This window comes from Pseudomonas sp. EU05-FHT14B02 (genome assembly GCF_058791055.1).
On the sequence record NZ_JBYTDD010000010.1, the window covers coordinates 138,084 to 162,492 of the forward strand.

Genomic DNA, 24,409 nt, shown 5'->3' on the forward strand with positions numbered 1-24,409 from the left:
ACGGCGCAGTCCACCGACTTTCCGAAAAACAAAATGAGGACGGCACCATGAGCGCTTTAACCTTGAAAGTCGCAGTCAACCTGGTCAACGAGGCCATCACCGCCGGGCGTGCAATCTCTGCGGCACCCTTGACCATTGCGGTACTGGATGCCGGCGGGCATCTGATCACCCTGCAACGCGAAGACGGCGCCAGCCTGCTGCGCCCGCACGTCGCCATCGGCAAAGCCTGGGGCGCCATCGCGCTGGGCAAGGGGTCGCGCCTGCTGGCACTGGACGCCCAGCAACGCCCGGCGTTTATCGCCGCGTTGAACAGCCTGGGGCAGGGCAGCGTCGTGCCGGCACCGGGTGGTGTGCTGGTTCGCGATCAGGATGGGAACATGCTGGGGGCGGTGGGGATCAGCGGCGATCTGTCGGATGTCGACGAGCAGTGCGCGATCAATGCCATCGAGGCGTTGGGGTTGGTGGCGGATGCGGGGGTGGCGGCTTGATCTGCGCTGACTGAACTACCGCTTTCGCGAGCAAGCCCGCTCCCACATTGGATTTTTTGCGTACGCAAATTTTGTGAACGTCAGCGATCAAGTGTGGGAGCGGGCTTGCTCGCGAAGGCGATCTCCCAGACATATCCAGCTAAAGGTCTATAGCCTTTCATGACTTCAACATGAGAGAGGGCAAGGAATACCTGAGCTGTCAGCATCACACCGCCTACGCATCGGCCGCGCCGCAGTCTACCGCTCGGGCTCACACCCTTTGAGCACCAACCGGATAATCGTCTGCGCCGCCGCTTCATAGTCCACTTCATCCAGCTTCGCCTTGCCGGTGATGGCGGTGATTTGCCAGTCGAAGTCGGCGTAGGTCTGGGTCGCGGCCCAGATGCTGAACATCAGGTGGTTGGGATCGATGGGGGCGATTTGCCCGCGGTCGATCCAGGTCTGGATGCACTCGATGTTGTGTTTGGCCTGGCCATTGAGCTGTTCGACCAGATCGGTGCTCAGGTGGGGGGCGCCGTGCATGATTTCGCTGGCGAACACCTTGGAGGCGAAAGGCAGGTCGCGGGAGATGCGGATTTTCGAGCGAATGTAGCCGCTGAGCACTTCACCGGGCTCGCCGTCCGGATTGAACGGTGTCGAGGCCTGCAGGATGGGCTCGATGATGCTTTCCAGAACCTCGCGGTAGAGGTTTTCCTTGGACTTGAAGTAGTAGTAGACGTTGGGCTTTGGCAATCCCGCCTTGGCTGCGATGTCGCTGGTTTTGGTCGCAGCGAAGCCTTTATCGGCGAATTCCTCACTGGCGGCACGCAGGATCAGTTGTTTGTTGCGCTCGCGGATAGTGCTCATAAACCGGGTGATTCCTTGCCTGTTCTGGCGGTTGCGCATGGTATCACCGGCCTCGCGCGGCGCTCAAGAATGCACCGTAGGCTCTTATGTCGCGCTATGCTGCTGCGCATTCATTGCAGAAGGAAACCTGACTCATGGCAGGAAGCAGTTTGTTGGTGCTGATCGACGACATCGCGACCGTGCTGGATGACGTGTCCCTGATGACCCAAATGGCCGCCAAGAAAACGGCCGGCGTACTCGGTGACGATCTGGCGCTCAACGCTCAGCAAGTCAGTGGCGTGCGTGCCGAACGGGAAATCCCGGTGGTCTGGGCGGTCGCCAAGGGTTCGTTTGTCAATAAACTGATCCTGGTGCCGTCGGCGCTGGCGATCAGTGCGTTCATTCCGTGGCTGGTCACGCCGCTGTTGATGGTCGGCGGTGCCTATCTGTGCTTTGAAGGGTTTGAGAAGCTCGCCCACAAGTTCCTGCACAGCAAGGCTGAAGACGCCGCCGAACATGCGCAGTTAGTCGAGGCCGTGGCTGACCCTGCCATCGACCTGGTGGCGTTCGAGAAGGACAAGATCAAAGGCGCGATCCGCACCGATTTCATTCTTTCGGCGGAAATCATCGCCATCACCCTCGGCACCGTGGCTGGCGCTCCATTGACCCAGCAAATCATCGTGCTTTCGGGCATTGCCATTGTCATGACGGTCGGCGTTTACGGTTTGGTGGCGGGTATCGTCAAGCTCGACGACCTTGGCCTGTGGTTGACCCAAAAACCCGGGCAGATGGCGAAAAGCATCGGCGGTGCGATTCTGCGTGCGGCACCGTACATGATGAAGAGCCTGTCGGTGATCGGCACGGCGGCGATGTTTCTGGTGGGCGGCGGAATTCTCACGCACGGTGTGCCGGTGGTGCATCACTGGATCGAAAGTGTCGGTGCTGCGGCGGGTTCCGGCGGATTTATCGTGCCTGTGTTGCTCAATGGCGTGGCGGGGATCGTGGCGGGGGCGGTGGTATTGGTTGGCGTGATGGCTGTCAGCAAAATCTGGAAGGCGCTGAAAGGCTGAAAGCAACACAAAGCAAATGTGGGAGCGGGCTTGCTCGCGAAAGCGGTGTGTCAGATAACCTATTGGGTGACTGACACGACCTCTTCGCGAGCAAGCCCGCTCCCACAGTGTTTTTCGGTTGCCGGGCTTACTCGGCAACCTGCAACTTGCGTGCTTCGGTGTACACGTAACGCACTTTCTCGTACTCGAATGGCGAGTTCATCTGACCATAGCGGAAGCTGGTCTGGTGGCGCTTGTCGATGCCGCGCAGGATCACGACTTCCGGATGGTTGGAGCTGACTTCGGCCACGTTGAGGAAGTTGATCGCGTTCTCGGCCGAGTAATCCACCAGCAGGCCGCCGGTGTCACGCAGGTTTGACGGACCGAGGATCGGCAGGACGAAATAAGCGCCGCCCGGCACGCCGTAGAAGCCTAAAGTCTGGCCGAAGTCTTCGCTCTGACGCGGCAGGCCCATGGCGGTGGCCGGGTCCCACAGGCCGGCGATGCCGATGGTGGTGTTGAGCAGCAGTCGCCCGGTGGTTTCCAGCGAGCGCTGGCCCTTGAGTTGCAGCAGGCTGTTCATCAGGTTCGGCACGTCGCCGAGGTTGTTGAAGAAGTTGCTGACGCCGGTGCGCAGGAAGCTCGGGGTAACGTAGCGGTAACCATTGACCACCGGCAGGAACACCCATTGGTCGAAGCGGTAGTTGAAGTGATAGACGCGCCGGTTCCACTCTTCCAGTGGATCGTAGACGGCCAGCGCATTGAGCGTCGAACGCTCGAACTCGCGCTGATCCAGGCCCGGGTTGAATTTGAGTTTGCTCAGCGGCTCTTTGAAACCATCGCTGTCGACGACCACGGGGGCATTGGCTTTGCTGTTGTCGGCATTGGCGACGCCTGCACAGAGTAACGCTGCGAAAAGCAGGAGATATTTAGCCACGGAAAAACTCCAGCATGGCGTCGCTGTTGACGCGGTAGTTAATGTTGCCGCAATGGCCGCCATACGGGTAAACGGTCAGGCGATCACCAAAGGTCTTGCGCAGGAAGCCCAGGTCGCCGGGGCCGAGGATTACGTCATCGGCGTTGTGCATGACCGCGATTTTCGGGCTTTCGTGCAGGTAGTCCTTCAGTGCATACAGGCTCACCTGGTCAATCAGTTGCAGCAGGCTGCCGCCGTCGGTGCGGGCGCGCCACATCGGGATCACTTGTTCGGTGATGTAGCAGTCGAAGTCGCATTGCAGTGCACGCTTGAGGAATGGCGTGAGGCTGGTGCCCTCGGTGATCGGGAACTTGGGTGGGGTGATCAGGCCGCGACGGTTGACCAGGTCCGAAGTGAAGGCGATATCGGCCGCCGAAAAGCGGAACGAAGTGCCGATCAGCATGGCCATCTGTTCGTTGGTCAGGTGCTGCTTGGACTGCTGGAAGTCGTAGAGCAGGGCGTCATTGAGGTCGATGTAGCCCTTCTGCTGGAAGTAGCGGGTCAGCTTGTCCAGTACCAGTTCATAGAATGTGGTGCTGGTGTTGATGCCCTTGACCTCGGTCTGGACCAGCTTGTCGAGGTTGGTGATCGAAGTGTAGAGGTTGACCGGCGGGTTGAGCAGCAGGACTTTCTTGAAGTTGAAGCTGCGGCGGGTTTCGTCCAGGTGAGAGACGAAAGCGGCATCCAGTGCACCTAGGCTATACCCGGTCAGGTAGTAGTCGGTGATCGGCATTTTCGGGTTCTGTGCCCGTACGGCCTGCATCACCCGGTACAGATCTTCGGCGTCTTCCTTGGAAACACCCGGCGTGGCGAAACGTGATGCGGCGCTCATGAAGTCATAGCTGGTGGGCGATGACAACTGCACTACGTGGTAGCCGGCTTTGTAATAGAGCTTCTTCAGGTATTCGTTCAGGGTGCTGTCATAGCGCGCGCCGGTGCCGGCTATCAGGAACATCAGCGGTGCCGCGTGATCCTGTGTGGCAATGCGGTAGTCGAGCGTCTTGACCGCCCAGAAGTTGTTCGGCAACTCGAACGCCCGTTCCGGACGCAAGGTGACACTGCGCACCGTCTGATCGATGTCTTCGTCCAGGGGTAACTCCGGACGCAGGTCCGGCGGTGTGGTCGCGATGGTCGCCTCGAACGGGTTGGTCAGGGGGTAGCCATAGCTGGCGGCGTCAATATCGGCCGCCAGTGCGGACGCACCCAATATAAGGCCGCCAAACAGGGCAGCGAAGCGCAAGGAACGGAGCATGACTAAATCCCTTAGAGGAAGGTGCCGAATGAATTTCGCAGGCTATGACCACCGGATTTGCGCCAAAGTGCCAACCCTCGGCACCAAACAGGCTTAATTTCGAGGTAATAGTAGCTGGACGATACACTTTGCAGCGATTGAAAGACCAGTTAACAGTTGTTATCGCTTGCGAAACGCTTAAGGGCGATTAAGCTGGCCGCCGCTTTTCGCCAATTGGAGTGTTTCATGTCTCGCCGCTTGCCCGTGATTCTGCTGCTTGTTTTGCTGCCTTTATGGCTGGCCGCCAGTTATGGCGCGCGCTATGGCTTCATGGAGGATGCGCAGTGGGTCGGCATTTGCGTGGATGAAGCGAGTCGTTGGGAATGCCTGATACGTTCGAACCTGGGGCTGATGATTCATTTCGGGGTGCTGGGCTGGGCTGCGCTGGGCGCGGCGATCATCGGCTTTGTCGTGCCGGGGCGGGCAGGCTGGTGGCTGGCGGTGCTGGCGCTGGTGTTCGGTTTTCCGGCACTGGCGTTGTACAACACCACGCTGGCGGTGTTTTCGGTGGTGATTGCGGGGTTGCGGTTGGTCAGGGCTTCTCGCGGCGCTTAAAAGTCCGTCTTCGCGAGCAAGCTCGCTCCCACAGTAGATCTTCAGTGAACACAATGTTTGCGTGCGATAAAGATCAAATGTGGGAGCGAGCTTGCTCGCGATGAGGTCAGTCAGGTCGCTAAAGAGTTAAACCTTGCGAACCCGCAAGCAGCGCCACAACGCAGCCACCATCAACACACTCACCAGCGCCCAACCCCAGGCCTGCTGGTTCTGCAAACCTTCACGGTACAACTGCGGTGCAATGCCGGCACCGATGATGAAGGTCAGCAACGCAATCTCGCGGCGCGGCACGTTCACCGGGCGGCACAGATAGACCAGTGCCGGCACGATGAACGCGACACTCGGGAAGCTGCGATAACGCGGATCGAGCACCAGTTCCAGCATCATCACGGCTGCCGCGAAACCTGTCGTTGCAACCAGCCAACCAGCCCGGCGCTCAAGCAGGTTGAAAGCTTGCCCACGCCAACCGCTGCGAGGGCTCAATGTCAGCGCGGCATGAGCCAACACCAGCATATTCAGGGCAGTCAGCAACCCGACCCATAGCCATTCACTGGTGAAACGCGTGGTCACCCGTGCCAGGTCGCCCCAGGCGCCAATCGAACACGCAGCCAAGGCACCGAGCAGGGGTAGTACCAATGCCGACCGCGTCGAGCGGACCCGACCACCGAGCAGCAAGGTACCGATGAAAATCAAGCCGCCCACCGCCAGCCATTGCGACCAGTACGGTACGTTTGTCACGGGGCCCGCCAGCACGCCCTTGTCCTGGCGATCGGCATCGAACAGCCCCCAGTAACCACCCACCGCACCTTCACTGGCGCGTTTCCAGGGCTGGTCGAAGGCTTCGATCAGGTTGTAGTGCCAACCCTGTTGCTCGGCCATGGCGACAAAGCCGCGAATGAACTTGGCTTCGTTGACCCGGCTCGGCAAAGCCGTTTCGCGCTGGCGACCTTCGCTTGGCCAGCCAGTTTCGCCGATCAGCACATCCTTGGGCGCGAACTTGTTGCCGAACACCTGGCGTACATCGGCCACATGTTGCAGGGCAGCGTCGATGTTCGACGGATCATCTTCCCAGTAGGGCAGCAAGTGAATGGTCAGGAAATCCACGGCGGGGGCAATTTCCGGATGCTTGAGCCAGAACTCCCAGACGTCGGCGTAGGTGACAGGCTGTTTGACCTGGCTCTTGACCTTGTTGATCAGTTTCGCCAATTGCGCGCCAGTGACTTCCTTGCGCAGCAGGGTTTCGTTGCCGACGATCACTGCGCTCACCACATCCGGGTTGGCATTGGCCGAGACGATCAGCAGGTCGACTTCTTTCTCGGTGTCCACCGGGTTGCTGTTGACCCAGGCGCCGATCATCAGCTTCAAGCCATGCTTGCGCGCCAGATCTGGCAGGGCTTCCAGGCCGGTCATGGAATAGGTGCGGATGCATTCGAAGCTTTTGGACAGCAGCGCGAGGTCGGCATCCATGCGCTCGGGGCGCAAGTTGAATGGCACGTCAAACGGCGATTGATCCTTGTCGAACGGGGTATAGGAGGCGCATTGCAGCTTGTGCGTCGCACTGGCGACGTCCGGCAGGATCACCGGTTTGCCGAGGCCGTACCAGAAGCCGCCAAGGGCAAACAGCCCGAGCAGGCAAGCGAATAGATAAGCAGCAAAAGGGAAGCGAGAGGTCGCGGACATGGTCAGGCCGTGTGGGAGCAAAGCGGCGCATGTTACCTGCATTTGCCGCGTGCTTGGTGGCCTGCATGATTTTGACATGCAAAGTTCGAGCGGGTTGGCAGGGGTGTTTGTTGCGCTGAAGATTAATGGCTTTCTGATGTCGTTTCTCGATGCCTTGAGGTCGCTGGCAGAGCAGGTCGCCATGAGCGTCAGGTTGATTATCGCAAGTGTCAGTACTCCGCTGATGTTTGAACGAGTTTGCGGTGGGCGTGATGGGGGCGCTGTGCACCATAACAATACGTTTAAGCGACTCGGCATCCGTCGAGCGCAGCACTTTCGGGGAAGTAACGATGAAGATGCGACGACTCTTGGGCGCAGGTGCGGCTTTGGTGCTGGCGATCAGTTCGACCGTGGCAAGCGCCGCCGGCAAGGACGTGACGCTTGGTTATGTCGATGGCTGGTCGGACAGTGTCGCCACGACCAACGTGGCGGCTGAAGTGATCCGGCAGAAACTCGGTTATGACGTGAAGCTGCAAGCCGTCGCTACCGGGATCATGTGGCAGGGCGTGGCCACCGGTAAACTCGACGCCATGCTGTCAGCCTGGCTGCCGGTGACTCATGGTGAGTACTGGGCGAAGAACAAGGATCAGGTTGTCGACTACGGCCCGAACTTCAAGGACGCGAAAATCGGCCTGATCGTGCCGGAGTACGTCAAGGCCAAGTCCATCGAGGACCTCAAGACTGATGACACCTTCAAGAACCGCATTGTCGGCATCGACGCCGGTTCAGGCGTGATGCTCAAGACCGATCAGGCGATCAAGGACTACGACCTGACAGGTTATCAACTCAAAGCCAGTTCTGGCGCCGGCATGATCGCCGAGCTGACCCGTGCCGAGAAGAAGAACGAATCCATCGCGGTCACCGGCTGGGTACCGCACTGGATGTTCGCCAAGTGGAAACTGCGCTTCCTCGAAGACCCGAAAGGCGTATACGGCGCGGCTGAAACCGTGAACAGCATCGGCAGCAAGGGCCTGGAAGCCAAGGCGCCGGAAGTGGCCAAGTTCCTGAAGAATTTCCAGTGGGAATCCAAGGATGAAATCGGTCAGGTGATGTTGGCGATTCAGGATGGTGCCAAACCTGAAGCCGCGGCGAAGGATTGGATCGCCAAACACCCTGAGCGTGTGGCTGACTGGACCAAATAACAGGCACCTCGCTTTAAATTGTGGGAGCGGGCTTGCTCGCGAAAGCGGTGTAACAGTCAACAATAATGTTGAATGTTATGGCCTCTTCGCGAGCAAGCCCGCTCCCACACTTGTGTATGGCGTACTGAAATTTGGCGAAAACCCCCATGGGGTTCTAAGACTAAGGTCGTCTGGAACCTGCCCCGCAGCCGCATAGAGTGGATACCGTTCCAACTAAATCTGTGCTGCGAGGATAAAAACAATGAACGACAGCATTTACCTCTCGATTCAAAACAGCCCGCGCTTCAAGGAGCTGGTTAGCAAGAGGGAACGATTCGCCTGGATTCTTTCGGCGATCATGCTAGGGCTTTACTCCGGATTCATCCTTCTGATTGCCTACGGGCCGCAGGTGCTGGGGGCGAAAATCAGCCCTGAGTCCTCGATTACCTGGGGCATACCGATCGGTATCGGGCTGATTGTTTCGGCTTTCATCCTGACCGGTATCTACGTGCGACGCGCCAACGGCGAGTTCGACGACCTGAACAATGCGATTCTCAAGGAGGCTCAGCAATGATCCGCCGTCTAATGGCTCTTTTGAGCATCGCAGCTTTCGCACCTGGCGCCTGGGCGGCTGACGCCCTGACCGGTGCCGTGCAGAAGCAACCGCTTAACGTGTCCGCGATCGTGATGTTTGTCGCCTTTGTCGGTGCCACCTTGTGCATCACCTACTGGGCTTCCAAGCGTAATAATTCGGCAGCCGACTACTACGCCGCTGGCGGCAAGATCACCGGTTTCCAGAACGGTCTGGCGATTGCCGGTGACTACATGTCGGCTGCGTCCTTCCTGGGTATTTCCGCGCTGGTGTTCACCTCTGGCTACGACGGCCTGATCTACTCGATCGGCTTCCTGGTGGGCTGGCCGATCATTCTGTTCCTGATCGCCGAGCGTCTGCGTAACCTGGGCAAATACACCTTTGCCGACGTGGCGTCCTATCGCCTGGGGCAAACCCAGATCCGCTCGCTGTCCGCTTGCGGTTCGCTGGTGGTGGTGGCGTTCTATCTGATCGCGCAAATGGTCGGTGCCGGCAAGCTGATCCAACTGCTGTTCGGTCTCGATTACCACGTTGCGGTGATCCTGGTCGGTATTCTGATGTGCCTTTACGTGTTGTTCGGCGGCATGCTGGCGACCACCTGGGTGCAAATCATCAAGGCTGTTCTGCTGCTGTCCGGCGCTTCCTTCATGGCGCTGATGGTGATGAAGCACGTCAACTTCGACTTCAACATGCTGTTCTCCGAGGCGATCAAGGTCCATCCGAAAGCTGATGCGATCATGAGCCCAGGCGGCCTGGTGAAAGATCCGATCTCGGCGTTCTCCCTCGGTCTGGCGCTGATGTTCGGTACCGCTGGCCTGCCACACATCCTGATGCGCTTCTTCACCGTGAGTGACGCCAAGGAAGCTCGCAAGAGCGTGCTGTACGCAACCGGTTTCATTGGCTACTTCTACATCCTGACCTTCATCATCGGCTTTGGCGCGATTCTGCTGGTCAGCACCAACCCGGCTTTCAAAGACGCTGCTGGCGCCTTGCTGGGCGGTAACAACATGGCGGCGGTACACCTGGCCAACGCGGTTGGCGGCAGTATCTTCCTGGGTTTCATCTCGGCAGTAGCGTTTGCGACCATTCTGGCAGTGGTTGCCGGCCTGACTCTGGCCGGTGCTTCGGCGGTATCCCACGACCTTTATGCCAGCGTGATCAAGAAGGGCAAGGCCAACGAGAAGGACGAGATTCGCGTCTCGAAAATCACCACAATCGCCTTGGCGGTGCTGGCAATTGGTCTTGGTATCCTGTTCGAGAGCCAGAACATTGCGTTCATGGTGGGCCTGGCGTTCTCTATCGCGGCAAGCTGCAACTTCCCGGTACTGTTGCTTTCCATGTACTGGAAAAAGCTGACCACTCGCGGTGCGATGATCGGTGGCTGGATGGGGCTGGTCAGTGCCGTGGGCCTGATGGTGCTTGGTCCGACCATCTGGGTGCAGATCCTGCATCACGAGAAAGCCATCTTCCCGTATGAGTACCCGGCGCTGTTCTCAATGATGATTGCCTTTGTCGGGATCTGGTTCTTCTCGATCACTGACAAGTCGGCTGCTGCGGATAATGAGCGGGCGTTGTTCTTCCCGCAGTTTGTTCGTTCGCAGACTGGCCTGGGTGCAAGTGGTGCTGTTTCGCACTAAGCGTTTGGGTTTGACTGTTTAAGTTGTGTTGAATGGAAATGCCCCGGTCGAGAGACCGGGGCATTTTTTATTGGGCGGTAATCGACCCGGTTTTTTGGATTTGCCCGTTTTACTGTAGGAGCGAGCCTGCTCGCGAAGACTTTGTGTTAGTTGGAGTGTTTTTTGAGGGTGTACATATCCATTCCTTCGCTCCGGCATTCATCCGGGGGCATTGCCCTCCGGTCGGCTTCGCTTCGACCTACATGTAATGAGTTCGACTGCGTCGAACGGCGCTGCGCGCCAATCCCCGGATAAACACCTCCACTCAGCCTGCCGAGGGGGCGGGTGGATCAAGATCAAGAGCTGCAGGCGAGCTAACGCTCGGCCCTGTAGGAGCGAGCTTGCTCGCGAAAAACGTGTGGACAACACGATCAATCAGACAGCACGCGTTATTGTTGACGTCCATCGCGAGCTCGCTCCTACAGGGAACGCGTTCAATTGCGAATAGGTCGGCCAGCCGACCAATTTCTTTCAAGTGCACCCAACAAACAGGCCGGTAGGCCGCCTCGGACGCTGTTGCGGTGTACGCCCCCTCGTGAGGCCGAGTGGAGGTTCTGCGCAGTGGGCAACCCGACCATGGATGGCCGATGGCGGCGGGCCCACCGAGCAGGATCGGAGCGAGGGCATGCCGAGCCTAGGCGAGGCGCCGAATGTCAGGGGCAAGAGCGTTTGGTTACTTGGCGCTTTTCCAAGTGGCCCGCCGTAAGGGCGGACCCAATAGCGGCCGTAACCGCAGAAACGGATATGTACACCATCAAAAAAGCGCACAAACAAAAACGGCCTCCTGCTCTTTATATAAAAAGCAGAGGCCGTTCCCGGTACAACTCAACACGCTAAAGCAAGACGGATCTTACTTGCGGTCTTCCAGCTTGGTGATGTCACGCGACTCGTAGCCGGTGTACAACTGGCGCGGACGGCCGATCTTGTACGGGCTGGAGAGCATCTCTTTCCAGTGGGAGATCCAGCCGACGGTCCGCGCCAGGGCGAAGATCACGGTGAACATGCTGGTTGGAATGCCAATCGCCTTGAGGATGATCCCCGAGTAGAAATCGACGTTCGGGTACAGCGAGCGTTCGATGAAGTACGGGTCGGTCAGGGCGATCTCTTCCAGGCGCATGGCCAGTTCGAGTTGCGGATCGTTCTGGATGCCCAGTTCCTTCAATACTTCGTCGCAGGTCTGCTTCATGACCGTGGCGCGCGGGTCGCGGTTTTTGTAAACGCGGTGACCGAAGCCCATCAGTTTGAACGGATCGTTCTTGTCCTTGGCCTTGGCGATGTACTTGTCGATGTTCGAGACATCGCCGATTTCATCGAGCATGGTCAGTACGGCTTCGTTCGCACCTCCGTGGGCAGGGCCCCACAGTGCAGCGATACCGGCGGCGATACAGGCGAACGGGTTGGCGCCCGAAGAACCCGCCAGGCGCACGGTGGACGTCGAGGCGTTCTGCTCGTGGTCGGCATGGAGGATGAAGATCCGGTCCATGGCCTTGGCAAGTACCGGGCTGATCGGTTTGATCTCGCACGGGGTGTTGAACATCATGTGCAGGAAGTTTTCCGCGTACGACAGATCGTTGCGCGGGTACATCATGGGTTGGCCCATGGAGTACTTGTAAACCATCGCGGCCAGGGTCGGCATCTTGGCAACCAGGCGGATCGCGGAGATTTCGCGATGCTGCGGGTTATTGATGTCCAGGGAGTCGTGGTAGAACGCCGAGAGGGCGCCGACTACGCCGCACATGACGGCCATCGGGTGGGCGTCGCGACGGAAGCCGTTGAAGAAGGTCTTCAGCTGCTCGTGAACCATGGTGTGGTTCTTCACGGTGCTGACGAACTGGGCCTTCTGTTCTGCGGTCGGCAGTTCGCCGTTAAGCAGCAGATAGCAGGTTTCCAGGTAGTCCGACTTTTCAGCCAGCTGTTCGATCGGGTAGCCGCGGTGCAGCAGAATGCCGTTGTCGCCGTCGATATAGGTGATCTTCGACTCGCACGAAGCGGTCGACATGAAGCCTGGGTCAAAGGTGAAACGGCCCGTGGCCGTCAGGCCCCGAACATCGATAACATCGGGACCAACGGTGCCGGTTAAAATGGGCAGCTCGACGGGGGCTGCGCCCTCGATGATCAACTGCGCTTTTTTGTCAGCCATGTGGCCTCCTATTTATGCTTGAAATCATCAGACAGACCCCCCACGCAGGGCCCGCACCACTATAGTGAGATAAATTCTAATGTCAATTTGCCTAAAGTCTTGCTCCAGAAGGCTTTAACCGGACTTTTTTCTCGAAATTGGCTGCCATTTACGCCTTTTATGTCAGTTGCGCAATCAGCTGTTTGGGTTAGGTGTTTGCGTTGTCATTAGTAGCCTAACTGTCTATACTCGGCCACCGACCGCCAAGGGCTTTTGGGCTTGCTTTCATTGGGGGTCGCATCCCTGGGTGGTGGTTACCTGACCAGTGCACTCCCCAACAACTTTGCCCTGATTGTTAGGGGCTCTTCAGTGTGAAAAAAAAGCCGTGAAAAGCCAACGACCTGTAAACCTAGACCTAAGGACCATCAAACTCCCAGTCACTGCTTACACGTCCATCCTTCACCGAATCTCCGGTGTCATCCTCTTCGTGTGCCTTGCCATCATGCTTTACGCATTGGACAAGTCGCTGAGCTCCGAGGAAGGCTTCGGTCAGGTGAAAGCGTGTCTGACCAGTCCGCTAGCCAAGCTAGTGACATGGGGCATCCTGTCCGCTCTGCTTTATCACTTGGTAGCCGGTGTGCGCCATTTGATCATGGACATGGGCATCGGTGAGACGCTGGAAGGCGGCAAGCTGGGCTCGAAAATCGTTATCGCCGTTTCCGTGGTGGTAATCGTTCTGGCAGGAGTTTGGATATGGTAACTAACGTCACGAACCTGTCGCGTTCGGGCCTCTATGACTGGATGGCGCAACGTGTGTCTGCGGTCGTTCTCGCGGCTTACTTCATCTTCCTGATCGGATACATTGTGGCCAACCCTGGCCTCGAGTACGCCCAGTGGCATGAACTGTTCGCCCATAACGGAATGCGTATTTTCAGCCTCCTGGCCCTCGTTGCCCTCGGCGCTCACGCCTGGGTCGGCATGTGGACCATCGCGACCGACTACCTGACGCCAATGGCGTTCGGCAAGTCCGCGACCGCTATACGTTTCCTTTTCCAGGCAGTCTGCGGCGTTGCGATGTTCGCTTACTTCGTCTGGGGCGTGCAGATTCTCTGGGGTATCTGATTCATGGCTAACATTCCAACGATTTCTTTCGACGCCATCATTATTGGTGGTGGCGGTGCCGGCATGCGCGCAGCGCTGCAATTGGCACAGGGCGGTCACAAGACTGCCGTGATCACCAAGGTTTTTCCGACCCGTTCGCACACTGTATCCGCACAGGGCGGCATCACCTGCGCGATCGCGTCCGCTGACCCGAACGATGACTGGCGCTGGCACATGTACGATACCGTCAAGGGTTCCGACTACATCGGTGACCAGGACGCTATCGAATACATGTGTCAGGAAGGTCCGGCTGCCGTTTACGAGCTGGACCACATGGGTATGCCATTCTCGCGTACCGAGCAAGGTCGTATCTACCAGCGTCCATTCGGCGGTCAGTCCAAGGACTACGGTAAAGGCGGCCAGGCTGCGCGTACTTGCGCTGCGTCCGACCGTACCGGTCACGCTCTGCTGCACACCCTTTATCAGGGCAACCTGAAAGCCGGTACCGTGTTCCTGAACGAGTACTACGCTGTCGATCTGGTGAAGAACGGCGAAGGCGAGTTCGTCGGCGTGATCGCCATCTGCATCGAAACCGGCGAAACCACCTACATCCGCGCCAAGGCCACCGTACTGGCTACCGGTGGTGCAGGTCGTATCTACGCTTCGACCACCAACGCCCTGATCAACACCGGTGACGGCGTTGGCATGGCGCTGCGTGCTGGCGTACCGGTACAAGACATCGAAATGTGGCAGTTCCACCCGACCGGTATCGCCGGCGCTGGTGTACTGGTTACAGAAGGTTGCCGTGGTGAGGGTGGATACCTGATCAACAAGCACGGCGAGCGTTTCATGGAGCGTTATGCTCCGAACGCCAAAGACCTTGCCGGTCGTGACGTTGTTGCCCGTTCGATGGTTAAAGAGATCATCGCCGGCAACGGTTGCGGTCCGAACGGCGACCACGTGATGCTCAAGCTCGACCACCTGGGCGAAGAAGTGCTGCACAGCCGTCTGCCAGGCATCTGCGAACTGTCGAAGACTTTCGCGCACGTTGACCCGGTTGTTGCTCCGGTTCCGGTTGTTCCGACCTGCCACTATATGATGGGCGGCGTTGCCACCAACATTCATGGCCAGGCAATCACCCAGAACGCCGAAGGCGTGGACGAGATCATTCCTGGTCTGTTCGCTGTAGGTGAAGTGGCTTGCGTATCGGTTCACGGTGCCAACCGTCTGGGCGGCAACTCGCTGCTCGACCTGGTGGTATTCGGCCGTGCTGCCGGCCTGCACCTGGAAAAGGCGCTGACCGACGGTATCGAATACGACGAAGCCACCGACGCCGACATCCAGGCTGCCCTGGCGCGCCTGTCCGCCCTGAACGAGCGTACCGAAGGCGAAGACGTGGCAACCCTGCGTCGCGAGCTGCAAAACTGCATGCAGAACTACTTCGGTGTATTCCGTACCGGCGAATACATGCAGAAGGGTATTGCCCAGCTGGCTGACCTGCGCAAGCGCATCGCCAACGTGAAGATCAACGATAAGTCGCAGGCGTTCAACACTGCACGTATCGAAGCCCTGGAACTGCAGAACCTGCTGGAAGTGGCCGAAGCCACCGCCATCGCTGCAGAAGTACGTAAAGAGTCCCGTGGTGCTCACGCCCGTGAAGACTTCGAAGATCGTGACGACGAAAACTGGCTGTGCCACACCCTTTACTTCCCGGGTGACAAGCGCGTGGCCAAGCGTGCCGTGAACTTCTCGCCGAAGACTGTTCCGACTTTTGAACCTAAGATTCGGACTTATTAAGGGTGGCCGCCATGTTGCAAGTCAGCGTTTATCGTTACAACCCTGATCAGGACGCCGCGCCGTTCATGCAGGAATTCCAGGTTGATACCGGTGGTAAAGACCTGATGGTGCTGGACGTGCTGGCCCTGATCAAAGAGCAGGACGAGGGTTTCTCCTATCGTCGCTCTTGCCGTGAAGGTGTTTGCGGTTCCGACGGCATGAACATCAACGGCAAAAACGGCCTGGCGTGCGTCACGCCGCTGTCTGCTGTCGTAAAGGGTAACAAGTTGATCGTTCGTCCTCTGCCAGGTTTGCCGGTTATCCGTGACCTGGTCGTCGATATGAGCATCTTCTACAAGCAATACGAAAAGGTTAAGCCATACCTGCAGAACGACACGCCGGCTCCGGCCATCGAGCGCCTGCAGTCCCCTGAAGAGCGTGAAAAGCTGGACGGTCTGTACGAGTGCATCCTGTGCGCTTGCTGCTCGACTTCCTGTCCGTCCTTCTGGTGGAACCCGGACAAGTTCCTGGGTCCAGCTGCCCTGCTGCAAGCGTACCGCTTCCTGGCAGACAGCCGTGACACCAAGACGTCCGAGCGTCTGGCTTCGCTGGATGACCCGTTCAGCGTATTCCGCTGCCGCGGGATCATGAACTGCGTCAACGTATGTCCGAAAGGCCTGAACCCGACTAAGGCCATCGGTCACATCCGTAACATGTTGCTCTCAAGCGGCGTGTGATTCAGCTGCTGTACCCGCTGTACCCGTAGATGCTACGGCGCAGGCTTCAACCGGCGCCGTAGTTTTAACCTGGGCAGCAGCTTAAAAGGCTGCAGCTCTTATTTTGAAGAAATGAGACAAGCAGGGGCATCCGGGCTGGTACCCGGACTATCAGTGTGATCCTAGTGGCTTGTTTTGGTCGCTGCATTCGGACTTCTGCAAGTTTGCTCGGTGTCGACACCGATGGTGTTCCCCTAACCGAGGGTGACCAAGCATGCAAGAAAGCGTGATGCAGCGCATGTGGAACAGCGCCTACCTATCCGGTAGTAACGCTGCCTATGTGGAAGAGCTTTACGAGCTCTACCTGCACGACCCTAACGCTGTGCCAGAAGAGTGGCGCACCTACTTCCAGAAGTTGCCTGCTGACGGCAACCCTGCCACCGATGTTTCGCACTCCACAATTCGCGATCATTTCGTCTTGCTGGCAAAGAACCAGCGCCGCGCCCAACCGGTTTCCGCCGGCAGCGTGAGCAGTGAGCACGAGAAGAAGCAAGTTGAAGTGCTGCGATTGATCCAGGCCTACCGTATGCGTGGCCACCAGGCAGCCCAGCTTGACCCGCTGGGGCTGTGGCAGCGTCCTGCACCTGCAGACCTGTCGATCAATCATTACGGCTTGACCAATGCCGATCTTGATACGACCTTCCGTGCCGGCGACCTGTTCATCGGCAAAGAGGAAGCGAGCCTACGCGAAATTCACGAAGCGTTGCAGCAGACATATTGCCGCACCATCGGCGCTGAATTCACGCACATCACCGATTCCGAGCAGCGCCAGTGGTTCCAGCAGCGTCTGGAAAGCGTGCGCGGTCGTCCGACGTACTCCGCCGACATCAAGAGCCACCTGCTTGAGCGCGTGACCGCCGGCGAAGGCCTGGAAAAATACCTGGGCACCAAGTACCCGGGTACCAAGCGTTTCGGTCTGGAAGGCGGCGAAAGCCTGATTCCGATGCTCGACGAGTTGATCCAGCGTTCCGGTTCCTACGGCACCAAGGAAATCGTCATCGGCATGGCCCACCGTGGCCGTCTGAACGTGCTGGTCAACACCTTCGGCAAGAACCCGCGCGAGCTGTTCGACGAGTTCGAAGGCAAAAAGAAGGTCGAGCTGGGTTCCGGTGACGTGAAATACCACCAGGGCTTCTCGTCCAACGTGATGACCACCGGCGGTGAAGTTCACCTGGCCATGGCGTTCAACCCGTCCCACCTGGAAATCGTTTCCCCGGTGGTCGAGGGTTCGGTTCGCGCCCGTCAGGATCGTCGCAACGACCCGACCGGTGAGAAGGTTCTGCCGATCTCCATCCACGGTGACGCTGCATTCGCCGGTCAAGGCGTGGTCATGGAAACCTTCCAGATGTCGCAGACCCGCGGTTTCAAGACCGGCGGTACCGTGCACATCGTGATCAACAACCAGGTCGGTTTCACCATCAGCAACCCGCTGGACTCGCGTTCCACCGAGTACGCGACCGACGTTGCGAAAATGATCCAGGCGCCGATCCTCCATGTGAATGGTGATGATCCTGAAGCCGTATTGTTCGTGACCCAGCTGGCCATCGACTACCGCATGCAGTTCAAGCGTGACGTGGTGATCGACCTGGTCTGCTACCGTCGTCGCGGCCACAACGAGGCCGACGAGCCAAGTGGCACCCAGCCTCTGATGTATCAGCAGATCACCAAGCAGCGCACCACCCGTGAGCTGTATGCCGATCGTCTGACTCAGGCCGGTGTGCTGGATGCTGAGCGTGTCAAGGCGAAAGTAGACGAGTACCGCAACGCGCTGGACAACGGTCTGCACGTGGTCAAAAGCCTGGTCAAAGAGCCGAACAAAGAGTTGTTCGTGGACTGGCGTCCGTATCTGGGCCACGCCTGGACCGCGCGTCACGACACTCGCTTCGACCTCAAGACCTTGCAGGAACTGTCCGCCAAGCTGCTGGAAATCCCGGAAGGCTTCGTGGTTCAGCGCCAGGTTGCCAAGATCTACGAAGACCGCCAGAAGATGCAAGCCGGCGGCCTGCCGATCAACTGGGGTTACGCCGAAACCATGGCGTACGCGACCCTGGCGTTCGAAGGTCACCCGATTCGCATGACTGGCCAGGACATCGGCCGTGGCACGTTCTCGCACCGCCATGCTGTCCTGCACAACCAGAAGGATGCGGGCACCTACATCCCGCTGCAGAACCTGTACGACGGTCAGCCACGCTTCGACCTGTACGACTCGTTCCTGTCCGAAGAAGCGGTATTGGCGTTCGAGTATGGTTACTCGACCACCACGCCGAATGCCCTGGTTATCTGGGAAGCCCAGTTCGGCGACTTCGCCAACGGCGCCCAGGTAGTTATCGACCAGTTCATCACCAGTGGCGAGCACAAGTGGGGCCGCTTGTGCGGTCTGACCATGCTGCTGCCGCACGGTTATGAAGGTCAGGGTCCGGAGCACTCCTCGGCTCGTCTGGAGCGTTACCTGCAGTTGTGCGCCGAGCACAACATTCAGGTGTGCATGCCGACGACGCCGGCTCAGATCTACCACTTGCTGCGCCGTCAGGTGATCCGCCCGCTGCGCAAGCCACTGGTAGTCCTGACTCCGAAGTCGCTGTTGCGCCACAAGCTGGCCATCTCGACGCTGGAAGATCTGGCCGAAGGTTCGTTCCAGACCGTTATCCCGGAAATCGATGCCCAAGACCCGAAAAAGGTCGAGCGCGTTGTTCTGTGTAGCGGCAAGGTCTACTACGACCTGCTGGAAAAACGCCGTGCCGAAGGTCGTGACGACATCGCTGTCGTGCGTATCGAGCAGCTGTACCCATTCCCTGAGGACGACTTGAAAGAAGTCCTGGCTCCTTATACCAACGTCAAGCATGCCGTCTGGTGTCAGGAAGAGCCGATGAACCAGGGTGCGTGGTACTGCAGCCAACACCACATGCGTCGTAGCATCAGCAACCTCAACAAGTCTCTCGTACTCGAGTACGCGGGCCGTGAGGCTTCTGCTGCACCTGCATGCGGTTACGCATCGATGCACGCCGAACAGCAGGAACAACTGCTGCAAGACGCCTTTACTGTTTAACGCCTTCGCGCACCTGAAACCGAATTTAAGGAACCACAGACAATGGCTATCGAGATCAAAGCCCCCACTTTCCCGGAATCGGTTGCCGATGGCACCGTTGCCACCTGGCACAAACAACCGGGCGACGCGGTCAAGCGCGACGAACTGATCGTCGACATCGAAACCGACAAAGTCGTACTGGAAGTGCTGGCTACCGCTGACGGCGTGCTGGGCGCAATCGTCAAGAACGAAGGCGAAACCGTTCTGTCTGACGAAGTTCTGGGCTCCATCGTTGAAGGCGGCGCTGCTACCGCCGCTCCGGCTGCCGCTGCTGCTCCGGCCGCTGCTCCAGCTGCCGGCGCTGACGAAGACGCTATCGCGGCTCCAGCTGCTCGCAAGCTGGCCGAAGAAAACGGCATCAACCTGGCTTCCGTCAAAGGCACCGGCAAAGATGGTCGTGTAACCAAGGAAGACGTGGTTGCCGCTGTCGAAGCCAAGAAAGCCGCTCCGGCTGCCGCGCCTGCCAAGGCTGCTGCACCTGCCGCTGCTGCTCCGGTATTCGCTGCGGGCGATCGCGTCGAGAAGCGCGTACCGATGACCCGCGTACGTGCCACCGTGGCCAAGCGTCTGGTTGAAGCTCAATCGAACATGGCGATGCTGACCACTTTCAACGAAGTCGACATGACCGAAGTCATGGCGCTGCGTTCGAAGTACAAGGACCTGTTCGAGAAGTCCCACAACGGCGTACGCCTGGGCTTCATGTCGTTCTTCGTAAAAGCAGCTACCGAAGCGCTGAAACGCTTCCCGGCTGTCAACGCGTCGATCGACGGCGGCGACATCGTTTACCACGGCTACGCTGACGTCGGCGTTGCAGTTTCCAGCGATCGCGGCCTGGTTGTACCGGTTCTGCGTAACGCCGAACTGATGAGCCTGGCTGAAATCGAAGGCGGCATCGCCACCTTCGGCAAGAAAGCCCGTGACGGCAAACTGTCGATGGACGAAATGACCGGTGGTACTTTCACCATCACCAACGGTGGTACTTTCGGTTCGATGATGTCGACCCCGATCGTCAACCCGCCACAAGCAGCCATCCTGGGCATGCACAACATCATCCAGCGTCCGATGGCCATCAACGGCCAGGTCGTTATCCGTCCGATGATGTACCTGGCACTGTCCTACGATCACCGTCTGATCGATGGCAAAGAAGCTGTGACCTTCCTGGTGACCATCAAGAACCTGCTGGAAGATCCGGCTCGTCTGTTGCTGGATATCTGATAGAAGCAGCCATGAGCTGCAAGCCCGGGCTGTCGGAAAACCCGCAGCCTGGCTTGCCGCTCGCGGCTTGAAGCTTTTCGCTAAAGAGGATTTTTTGAATGTCGCAGAAATTTGACGTAGTAGTGATCGGCGCTGGCCCTGGCGGCTATGTGGCTGCCATCAAGGCCGCTCAGCTTGGTCTTTCGACGGCCTGCATCGAGAAGTACACCGACAAGGAAGGCAAACTGGCTCTGGGCGGTACCTGCCTGAACGTCGGCTGCATTCCATCCAAGGCCCTGCTGGACAGTTCGTGGAAATTCCACGAAGCCCAGGACGGTTTCGCGATCCACGGTATCAATCACGCTGGCGTGACCATGGACGTGCCTGCGATGGTCGGCCGTAAGGCCAACATCGTCAAAGGCCTGACCTCTGGCGTTGCGACCCTGTTCAAAGCCAACGGTGTGACCTCGATCCAGGGTCACGGCAAGCTGCTGGCCGGCAAGAAAGTTGAAGTCACCAAGCCTGATGGCTCGGTAGAAGTCATCGAAGCCGAAAACGTCATCCTGGCTCCAGGTTCGCGTCCGATCGACATTCCGCCAGCTCCGGTTGACCAGAATGTGATCGTCGATTCGACTGGCGCTCTGGAATTCCAATCCGTACCCAAGCGTCTGGGCGTGATCGGCGCTGGCGTGATCGGTCTGGAACTGGGTTCGGTCTGGTCGCGTCTGGGTGCAGAAGTGACCGTCCTGGAAGCCCTGGATACCTTCCTGATGGCAGCGGACACCGCTGTTTCCAAGGAAGCGCTGAAAACCCTGACCAAACAGGGTCTGGACATCAAGCTGGGCGCTCGCGTCACCGGTTCCAAAGTAAACGGCGACGAAGTCGTAGTGAACTACACCGATGCCAAGGGCGAACAGAACATCACTTTCGACAAGCTGATCGTAGCCGTTGGTCGCCGTCCGGTGACCACTGATCTGCTGGCTGCCGACTGCGGCGTGACCCTGGACGAGCGCGGTTTCGTGCACGTTGACGATCACTGCGCCACCACCGTACCGGGCGTTTACGCCATCGGCGACGTGGTTCGCGGCATGATGCTGGCGCACAAGGCCTCGGAAGAGGGCATCATGGTTGTCGAGCGCATCAAGGGCCACAAGGCCCAGATGAACTATGATCTGATCCCTTCGGTTATTTATACTCACCCGGAAATCGCGTGGGTCGGTAAAACCGAGCAGGCCTTGAAAGCTGAAGGCGTTGAAGTTAACGTCGGCACCTTCCCGTTCGCAGCCTCCGGCCGTGCCATGGCTGCCAACGACACCGGTGGTTTCGTCAAGGTCATCGCAGATGCCAAGACAGACCGCGTATTGGGCGTCCACGTGATTGGCCCAAGCGCTGCGGAACTGGTTCAGCAGGGCGCGATCGGTATGGAATTCGGCACCAGCGCTGAAGACCTGGGCATGATGGTTTTCTCCCATCCGACCCTGTCTGAAGCCTTGCACGAAGCTGCTTTGGCTGTGAATGGCGGCGCCATCCACATCGCCAACCGCAAGAAGCGTTAAGACAATAAGAAACCACGGCGGAATGGCCCGTCGTGAGCCTTGCATGCAAGACTCACCGCGGAATATCCGCTGGACGCAGTCTTGCATAGCTGCACCGGGTATCCGGAAAGGCTATGCAAGCAGCAGTCACAGGTGGTGCGGCACTTGAATGAGTGCAGCACCGAATGCGCAGTACCTAACGAAGACGGTAATAAGCATGAATCTTCACGAGTATCAGGGTAAGCAGCTGTTCGCTGAGTACGGCCTGCCAGTTTCCACCGGTTACGCGGTAGACACCCCGGAAGCAGCAGCAGAAGCTTGCGACAAAATCGGCGGCAGCGAGTGGGTTGTCAAAGCCCAGGTCCACGCCGGTGGTCGCGGTAAAGCGGGCGGCGTAAAGCTGGTTCGCAGCAAAGAAGACGCCAAAGCCTTCGCACAGCAGTGGCTGGGCAAGCGTCTGGTGACTTACCAGACTGACGCCAATGGTCAGCCAGTCACCAAGATCCTGGTTGAATCGTGCACTGATATCGCTAAAGAGCTGTACCTGGGCGCTGTCGTTGACCGTTCGAGCCGTCGTATCGTGTTCATGGCTTCCACCGAAGGTGGCGTGGACATCGAGAAAATCGCTCACGACACTCCAGAAAAAATTCTGAAAGCCACTATCGATCCACTGGTTGGCGCTCAGCCATTCCAGGGTCGCGAGCTGGCATTCCAGTTGGGTCTGGAAGGCAAGCAAGTTGCCCAGTTCGCCAAGATCTTCGTTGGTCTGGCCAAGCTGTTCAAGGATCACGACCTGGCCCTGCTGGAAGTGAACCCGCTGGTGATCAAGGCTGACGGCGATCTGCACTGCCTGGACGCCAAGATCAACATCGACGCCAACGCCATGTACCGTCAGCCTAAGCTGAAAACTTTCCACGATCCGTCGCAAGACGATCCGCGCGAAGCGCACGCTGCCAAGTTCGAACTGAACTACGTAGCGCTGGAAGGCAACATCGGTTGCATGGTCAACGGTGCTGGCCTGGCCATGGGTACCATGGACATCGTCAACCTGCATGGCGGCAAACCAGCCAACTTCCTCGACGTGGGCGGCGGTGCTACCAAGGAACGCGTTACCGAAGCGTTCAAGATCATCCTGTCCGACACCAACGTCGCTGCAGTACTGGTCAACATCTTCGGCGGCATCGTTCGTTGCGACATGATTGCCGAAGGCATCATCGGTGCAGTGAAAGAAGTCGGCGTGAAAATCCCGGTTGTTGTTCGCCTTGAAGGCAACAACGCTGAGCTGGGCGCTAAAGTACTGGCAGAAAGCGGTTTGAACATCATCGCTGCTACCAGCCTGACCGACGCTGCTCAACAAGTTGTCAAAGCTGCGGAGGGCAAATAATGAGCGTCCTGATCAATAAAGACACCAAAGTTATCTGCCAGGGTATTACCGGTTCGCAAGGTAGTTTCCACACCCAGCAAGCCATCGAGTACGGCACCAAGATGGTTGGTGGTGTAACTCCAGGCAAAGGCGGCACCGAGCACCTGGGTCTGCCAGTGTTCAACACCGTCAAAGACGCTGTAGCTGCCACTGGCGCCACCGCCAGCGTGATCTACGTTCCGGCTCCTTTCTGCAAAGATTCGATCCTGGAAGCTGCTTTCGGCGGCATCAAGCTGATCGTGTGCATCACCGAAGGCATTCCTACCCTGGACATGCTGGACGCTAAAGTTAAGTGCGACGAGCTGGGCGTAGTCCTGATCGGCCCTAACTGCCCAGGCGTGATCACCCCAGGCGAATGCAAGATCGGCATCATGCCAGGTCACATTCACTTGCCAGGCAAGGTCGGTATCGTTTCCCGTTCCGGCACCCTGACCTACGAAGCTGTGAAGCAGACTACTGACGCCGGTTTCGGTCAGTCGACTTGCGTCGGCATCGGTGGTGACCCGATCCCGGGTTCGAACTTCATCGACATCCTGAAGCTGTTCCAGGAAGACCCGAAGACCGAAGCGATCGTGATGATCGGTGAGATCGGCGGTTCGGCTGAAGAAGAAGCGGCTGCCTACATCAAGGCACACGTGACCAAGCCGGTTGTTTCCTACATCGCTGGTGTGACTGCTCCTCCGGGCAAGCGCATGGGCCATGCTGGCGCAATCATCTCTGGCGGCAAAGGCACTGCAGACGAGAAATTCGCTGCTCTGCAAGACGCAGGCGTTAAAACCGTGCGTTCGCTGGCAGACATCGGCAAGGCCCTGGCCGAGCTGACCGGTTGGGCTGTCAAGTAAGCCTCGCGCTTAGCTGACGCTTTACCAAACAAAGGCCACCTTCGGGTGGCCTTTGTCGTTTCCGGGATTTGCGTTGTCGGTGCGGACGCCATCGCGAGCAAGCTCGCTCCCACATTGGAACGCGGTCAACTGTGGGAACGAGCTTGCTCGCGATGGCGGACTTACAGGCGACATCTATCAACATGCAAAAACGCGACACAAAGATGTCGTATATCGGATAGCTCGCCCTCTAACAGTGCGTTTATCGGTCAAATTCGTTAGTCTAT

At 58.3% G+C, this 24,409-nt stretch carries 20 protein-coding genes; 15 read left to right on the forward strand and 5 right to left on the reverse strand.

Going from position 1 to position 24,409, the window contains the following annotated elements; genetic code table 11:
* Positions 1 to 47 precede the first annotated feature (47 nt).
* Positions 48 to 488 (forward strand): GlcG/HbpS family heme-binding protein, encoded by a 441-nt coding sequence (locus AC3WTM_RS12000; protein ID WP_102669700.1) that lies wholly within the window; start codon positions 48 to 50, stop codon positions 486 to 488.
* 237 nt (positions 489 to 725) lie between these two features.
* Here the strand turns inward: AC3WTM_RS12000 and AC3WTM_RS12005 are convergent, their stop codons facing one another.
* Entirely contained in the window at positions 726 to 1,334 is a 609-nt protein-coding gene (locus AC3WTM_RS12005) for a TetR/AcrR family transcriptional regulator (protein ID WP_102669699.1), read from the reverse strand.
* 134 nt (positions 1,335 to 1,468) lie between these two features.
* Between AC3WTM_RS12005 and AC3WTM_RS12010 the strand changes: the two genes are divergently transcribed.
* A complete protein-coding gene (locus AC3WTM_RS12010; RefSeq protein ID WP_102669698.1) occupies positions 1,469 to 2,383 on the forward strand; it encodes a DUF808 domain-containing protein in 915 nt (304 codons plus the stop codon).
* A gap of 127 nt (positions 2,384 to 2,510) precedes the next feature.
* On the opposite strand, the gene AC3WTM_RS12015 is transcribed toward AC3WTM_RS12010, so the two are convergent.
* Together AC3WTM_RS12015 and AC3WTM_RS12020 are read right to left on the reverse strand one after the other, a co-directional pair.
* Complete coding sequence (locus tag AC3WTM_RS12015; RefSeq protein ID WP_102669697.1) at positions 2,511 to 3,299, reverse strand: MlaA family lipoprotein; 789 nt, start codon at positions 3,297 to 3,299, stop codon at positions 2,511 to 2,513.
* Entirely contained in the window at positions 3,292 to 4,590 is a 1,299-nt protein-coding gene (locus tag AC3WTM_RS12020; protein WP_102669696.1) for a serine/threonine protein kinase, read from the reverse strand. The genes AC3WTM_RS12015 and AC3WTM_RS12020 overlap by 8 nt, the downstream gene beginning before the upstream one ends.
* Before the next feature lie 225 nt (positions 4,591 to 4,815).
* On the opposite strand from AC3WTM_RS12020, the gene AC3WTM_RS12025 reads away from it, so the two are divergent.
* Positions 4,816 to 5,184 carry a hypothetical protein gene (locus tag AC3WTM_RS12025; RefSeq protein ID WP_102669695.1) on the forward strand — a complete coding sequence of 123 codons (369 nt, stop codon included), beginning with the start codon at positions 4,816 to 4,818 and terminating at the stop codon, positions 5,182 to 5,184.
* Positions 5,185 to 5,310: 126 nt separating this feature from the next.
* Here AC3WTM_RS12025 and AC3WTM_RS12030 read toward each other — a convergent pair whose 3' ends face one another.
* Positions 5,311 to 6,906 (reverse strand): glycoside hydrolase family 17 protein, encoded by a 1,596-nt coding sequence (locus AC3WTM_RS12030; RefSeq protein WP_102669694.1) that lies wholly within the window; start codon positions 6,904 to 6,906, stop codon positions 5,311 to 5,313.
* 287 nt (positions 6,907 to 7,193) lie between these two features.
* Between AC3WTM_RS12030 and AC3WTM_RS12035 the strand changes: the two genes are divergently transcribed.
* The 3 genes from AC3WTM_RS12035 (at position 7,194) to AC3WTM_RS12045 (ending at position 10,253) form a co-directional block, all read left to right on the forward strand.
* Positions 7,194 to 8,045 (forward strand): glycine betaine ABC transporter substrate-binding protein, encoded by an 852-nt coding sequence (locus AC3WTM_RS12035; protein WP_102669693.1) that lies wholly within the window; start codon positions 7,194 to 7,196, stop codon positions 8,043 to 8,045.
* Between the two features lie 241 nt (positions 8,046 to 8,286).
* Positions 8,287 to 8,598 carry a DUF485 domain-containing protein gene (locus tag AC3WTM_RS12040; RefSeq protein ID WP_102669691.1) on the forward strand — a complete coding sequence of 104 codons (312 nt, stop codon included), beginning with the start codon at positions 8,287 to 8,289 and terminating at the stop codon, positions 8,596 to 8,598.
* On the forward strand, positions 8,595 to 10,253 hold the full coding sequence (locus AC3WTM_RS12045) for a cation acetate symporter (RefSeq protein WP_102669690.1): 1,659 nt from the start codon (positions 8,595 to 8,597) through the stop codon (positions 10,251 to 10,253). The genes AC3WTM_RS12040 and AC3WTM_RS12045 overlap by 4 nt, the downstream gene beginning before the upstream one ends.
* A gap of 889 nt (positions 10,254 to 11,142) precedes the next feature.
* Here AC3WTM_RS12045 and gltA read toward each other — a convergent pair.
* Positions 11,143 to 12,432, reverse strand: coding sequence for a citrate synthase (gene gltA / locus AC3WTM_RS12050; protein ID WP_056721677.1), 1,290 nt, complete (start codon positions 12,430 to 12,432; stop codon positions 11,143 to 11,145).
* 364 nt (positions 12,433 to 12,796) lie between these two features.
* On the opposite strand from gltA, the gene sdhC reads away from it, so the two are divergent.
* The 9 genes from sdhC to sucD all read left to right on the forward strand — a co-directional run bounded on the left by sdhC (position 12,797) and on the right by sucD (position 24,143).
* Positions 12,797 to 13,171, forward strand: coding sequence for a succinate dehydrogenase, cytochrome b556 subunit (gene sdhC / locus AC3WTM_RS12055; RefSeq protein WP_032829628.1), 375 nt, complete (start codon positions 12,797 to 12,799; stop codon positions 13,169 to 13,171).
* Positions 13,165 to 13,533 carry a succinate dehydrogenase, hydrophobic membrane anchor protein gene (gene sdhD, locus AC3WTM_RS12060; RefSeq protein WP_008049683.1) on the forward strand — a complete coding sequence of 123 codons (369 nt, stop codon included), beginning with the start codon at positions 13,165 to 13,167 and terminating at the stop codon, positions 13,531 to 13,533. Before sdhC ends, sdhD begins: the two co-directional genes overlap by 7 nt.
* A gap of 3 nt (positions 13,534 to 13,536) precedes the next feature.
* The gene (sdhA, locus tag AC3WTM_RS12065; protein ID WP_102669689.1) at positions 13,537 to 15,309 is read left to right on the forward strand and encodes a succinate dehydrogenase flavoprotein subunit; all 1,773 of its coding nucleotides are present in this window, start codon (positions 13,537 to 13,539) and stop codon (positions 15,307 to 15,309) included.
* Between the two features lie 11 nt (positions 15,310 to 15,320).
* Positions 15,321 to 16,025: a succinate dehydrogenase iron-sulfur subunit gene (locus AC3WTM_RS12070; protein WP_008063297.1), complete on the forward strand. Its 705-nt coding sequence runs from the start codon at positions 15,321 to 15,323 to the stop codon at positions 16,023 to 16,025.
* A 253-nt stretch (positions 16,026 to 16,278) separates the two neighbouring features.
* Positions 16,279 to 19,110, forward strand: a complete 2,832-nt coding sequence (locus tag AC3WTM_RS12075) for a 2-oxoglutarate dehydrogenase E1 component (protein WP_102669688.1) — start codon at positions 16,279 to 16,281, stop codon at positions 19,108 to 19,110.
* Between the two features lie 42 nt (positions 19,111 to 19,152).
* The gene (gene odhB / locus AC3WTM_RS12080; RefSeq protein ID WP_102669687.1) at positions 19,153 to 20,364 is read left to right on the forward strand and encodes a 2-oxoglutarate dehydrogenase complex dihydrolipoyllysine-residue succinyltransferase; all 1,212 of its coding nucleotides are present in this window, start codon (positions 19,153 to 19,155) and stop codon (positions 20,362 to 20,364) included.
* Positions 20,365 to 20,462: 98 nt separating this feature from the next.
* Positions 20,463 to 21,899, forward strand: a complete 1,437-nt coding sequence (gene lpdA / locus AC3WTM_RS12085; protein ID WP_102669686.1) for a dihydrolipoyl dehydrogenase — start codon at positions 20,463 to 20,465, stop codon at positions 21,897 to 21,899.
* A 196-nt stretch (positions 21,900 to 22,095) separates the two neighbouring features.
* Positions 22,096 to 23,262 (forward strand): ADP-forming succinate--CoA ligase subunit beta, encoded by a 1,167-nt coding sequence (gene sucC / locus AC3WTM_RS12090; RefSeq protein ID WP_007919879.1) that lies wholly within the window; start codon positions 22,096 to 22,098, stop codon positions 23,260 to 23,262.
* Positions 23,262 to 24,143, forward strand: coding sequence for a succinate--CoA ligase subunit alpha (gene sucD / locus AC3WTM_RS12095; protein ID WP_007919877.1), 882 nt, complete (start codon positions 23,262 to 23,264; stop codon positions 24,141 to 24,143). Before sucC ends, sucD begins: the two co-directional genes overlap by 1 nt.
* Positions 24,144 to 24,409: the final 266 nt, after the last annotated feature.

Bases quoted from the DNA above. Each gene is read 5' to 3' on its own strand.
- odhB (WP_102669687.1), top strand. From the start codon at position 19,153: ATGGCTATCGAGATCAAAGCCCCCACTTTCCCGGAATCGGTTGCCGAT.
- gltA (WP_056721677.1), bottom strand. From the start codon at position 12,432: ATGGCTGACAAAAAAGCGCAGTTGATCATCGAGGGCGCAGCCCCCGTC.
- lpdA (WP_102669686.1), top strand. From the start codon at position 20,463: ATGTCGCAGAAATTTGACGTAGTAGTGATCGGCGCTGGCCCTGGCGGC.
- sdhD (WP_008049683.1), top strand. From the start codon at position 13,165: ATGGTAACTAACGTCACGAACCTGTCGCGTTCGGGCCTCTATGACTGG.
- AC3WTM_RS12030 (WP_102669694.1), bottom strand. From the start codon at position 6,906: ATGCAGGTAACATGCGCCGCTTTGCTCCCACACGGCCTGACCATGTCC.
- AC3WTM_RS12010 (WP_102669698.1), top strand. From the start codon at position 1,469: ATGGCAGGAAGCAGTTTGTTGGTGCTGATCGACGACATCGCGACCGTG.
- sucC (WP_007919879.1), top strand. From the start codon at position 22,096: ATGAATCTTCACGAGTATCAGGGTAAGCAGCTGTTCGCTGAGTACGGC.
- AC3WTM_RS12025 (WP_102669695.1), top strand. From the start codon at position 4,816: ATGTCTCGCCGCTTGCCCGTGATTCTGCTGCTTGTTTTGCTGCCTTTA.
- sucD (WP_007919877.1), top strand. From the start codon at position 23,262: ATGAGCGTCCTGATCAATAAAGACACCAAAGTTATCTGCCAGGGTATT.
- AC3WTM_RS12035 (WP_102669693.1), top strand. From the start codon at position 7,194: ATGAAGATGCGACGACTCTTGGGCGCAGGTGCGGCTTTGGTGCTGGCG.
- AC3WTM_RS12070 (WP_008063297.1), top strand. From the start codon at position 15,321: ATGTTGCAAGTCAGCGTTTATCGTTACAACCCTGATCAGGACGCCGCG.
- AC3WTM_RS12045 (WP_102669690.1), top strand. From the start codon at position 8,595: ATGATCCGCCGTCTAATGGCTCTTTTGAGCATCGCAGCTTTCGCACCT.
- AC3WTM_RS12020 (WP_102669696.1), bottom strand. From the start codon at position 4,590: ATGCTCCGTTCCTTGCGCTTCGCTGCCCTGTTTGGCGGCCTTATATTG.
- sdhA (WP_102669689.1), top strand. From the start codon at position 13,537: ATGGCTAACATTCCAACGATTTCTTTCGACGCCATCATTATTGGTGGT.
- AC3WTM_RS12075 (WP_102669688.1), top strand. From the start codon at position 16,279: ATGCAAGAAAGCGTGATGCAGCGCATGTGGAACAGCGCCTACCTATCC.
- AC3WTM_RS12040 (WP_102669691.1), top strand. From the start codon at position 8,287: ATGAACGACAGCATTTACCTCTCGATTCAAAACAGCCCGCGCTTCAAG.
- AC3WTM_RS12000 (WP_102669700.1), top strand. From the start codon at position 48: ATGAGCGCTTTAACCTTGAAAGTCGCAGTCAACCTGGTCAACGAGGCC.
- AC3WTM_RS12005 (WP_102669699.1), bottom strand. From the start codon at position 1,334: ATGAGCACTATCCGCGAGCGCAACAAACAACTGATCCTGCGTGCCGCC.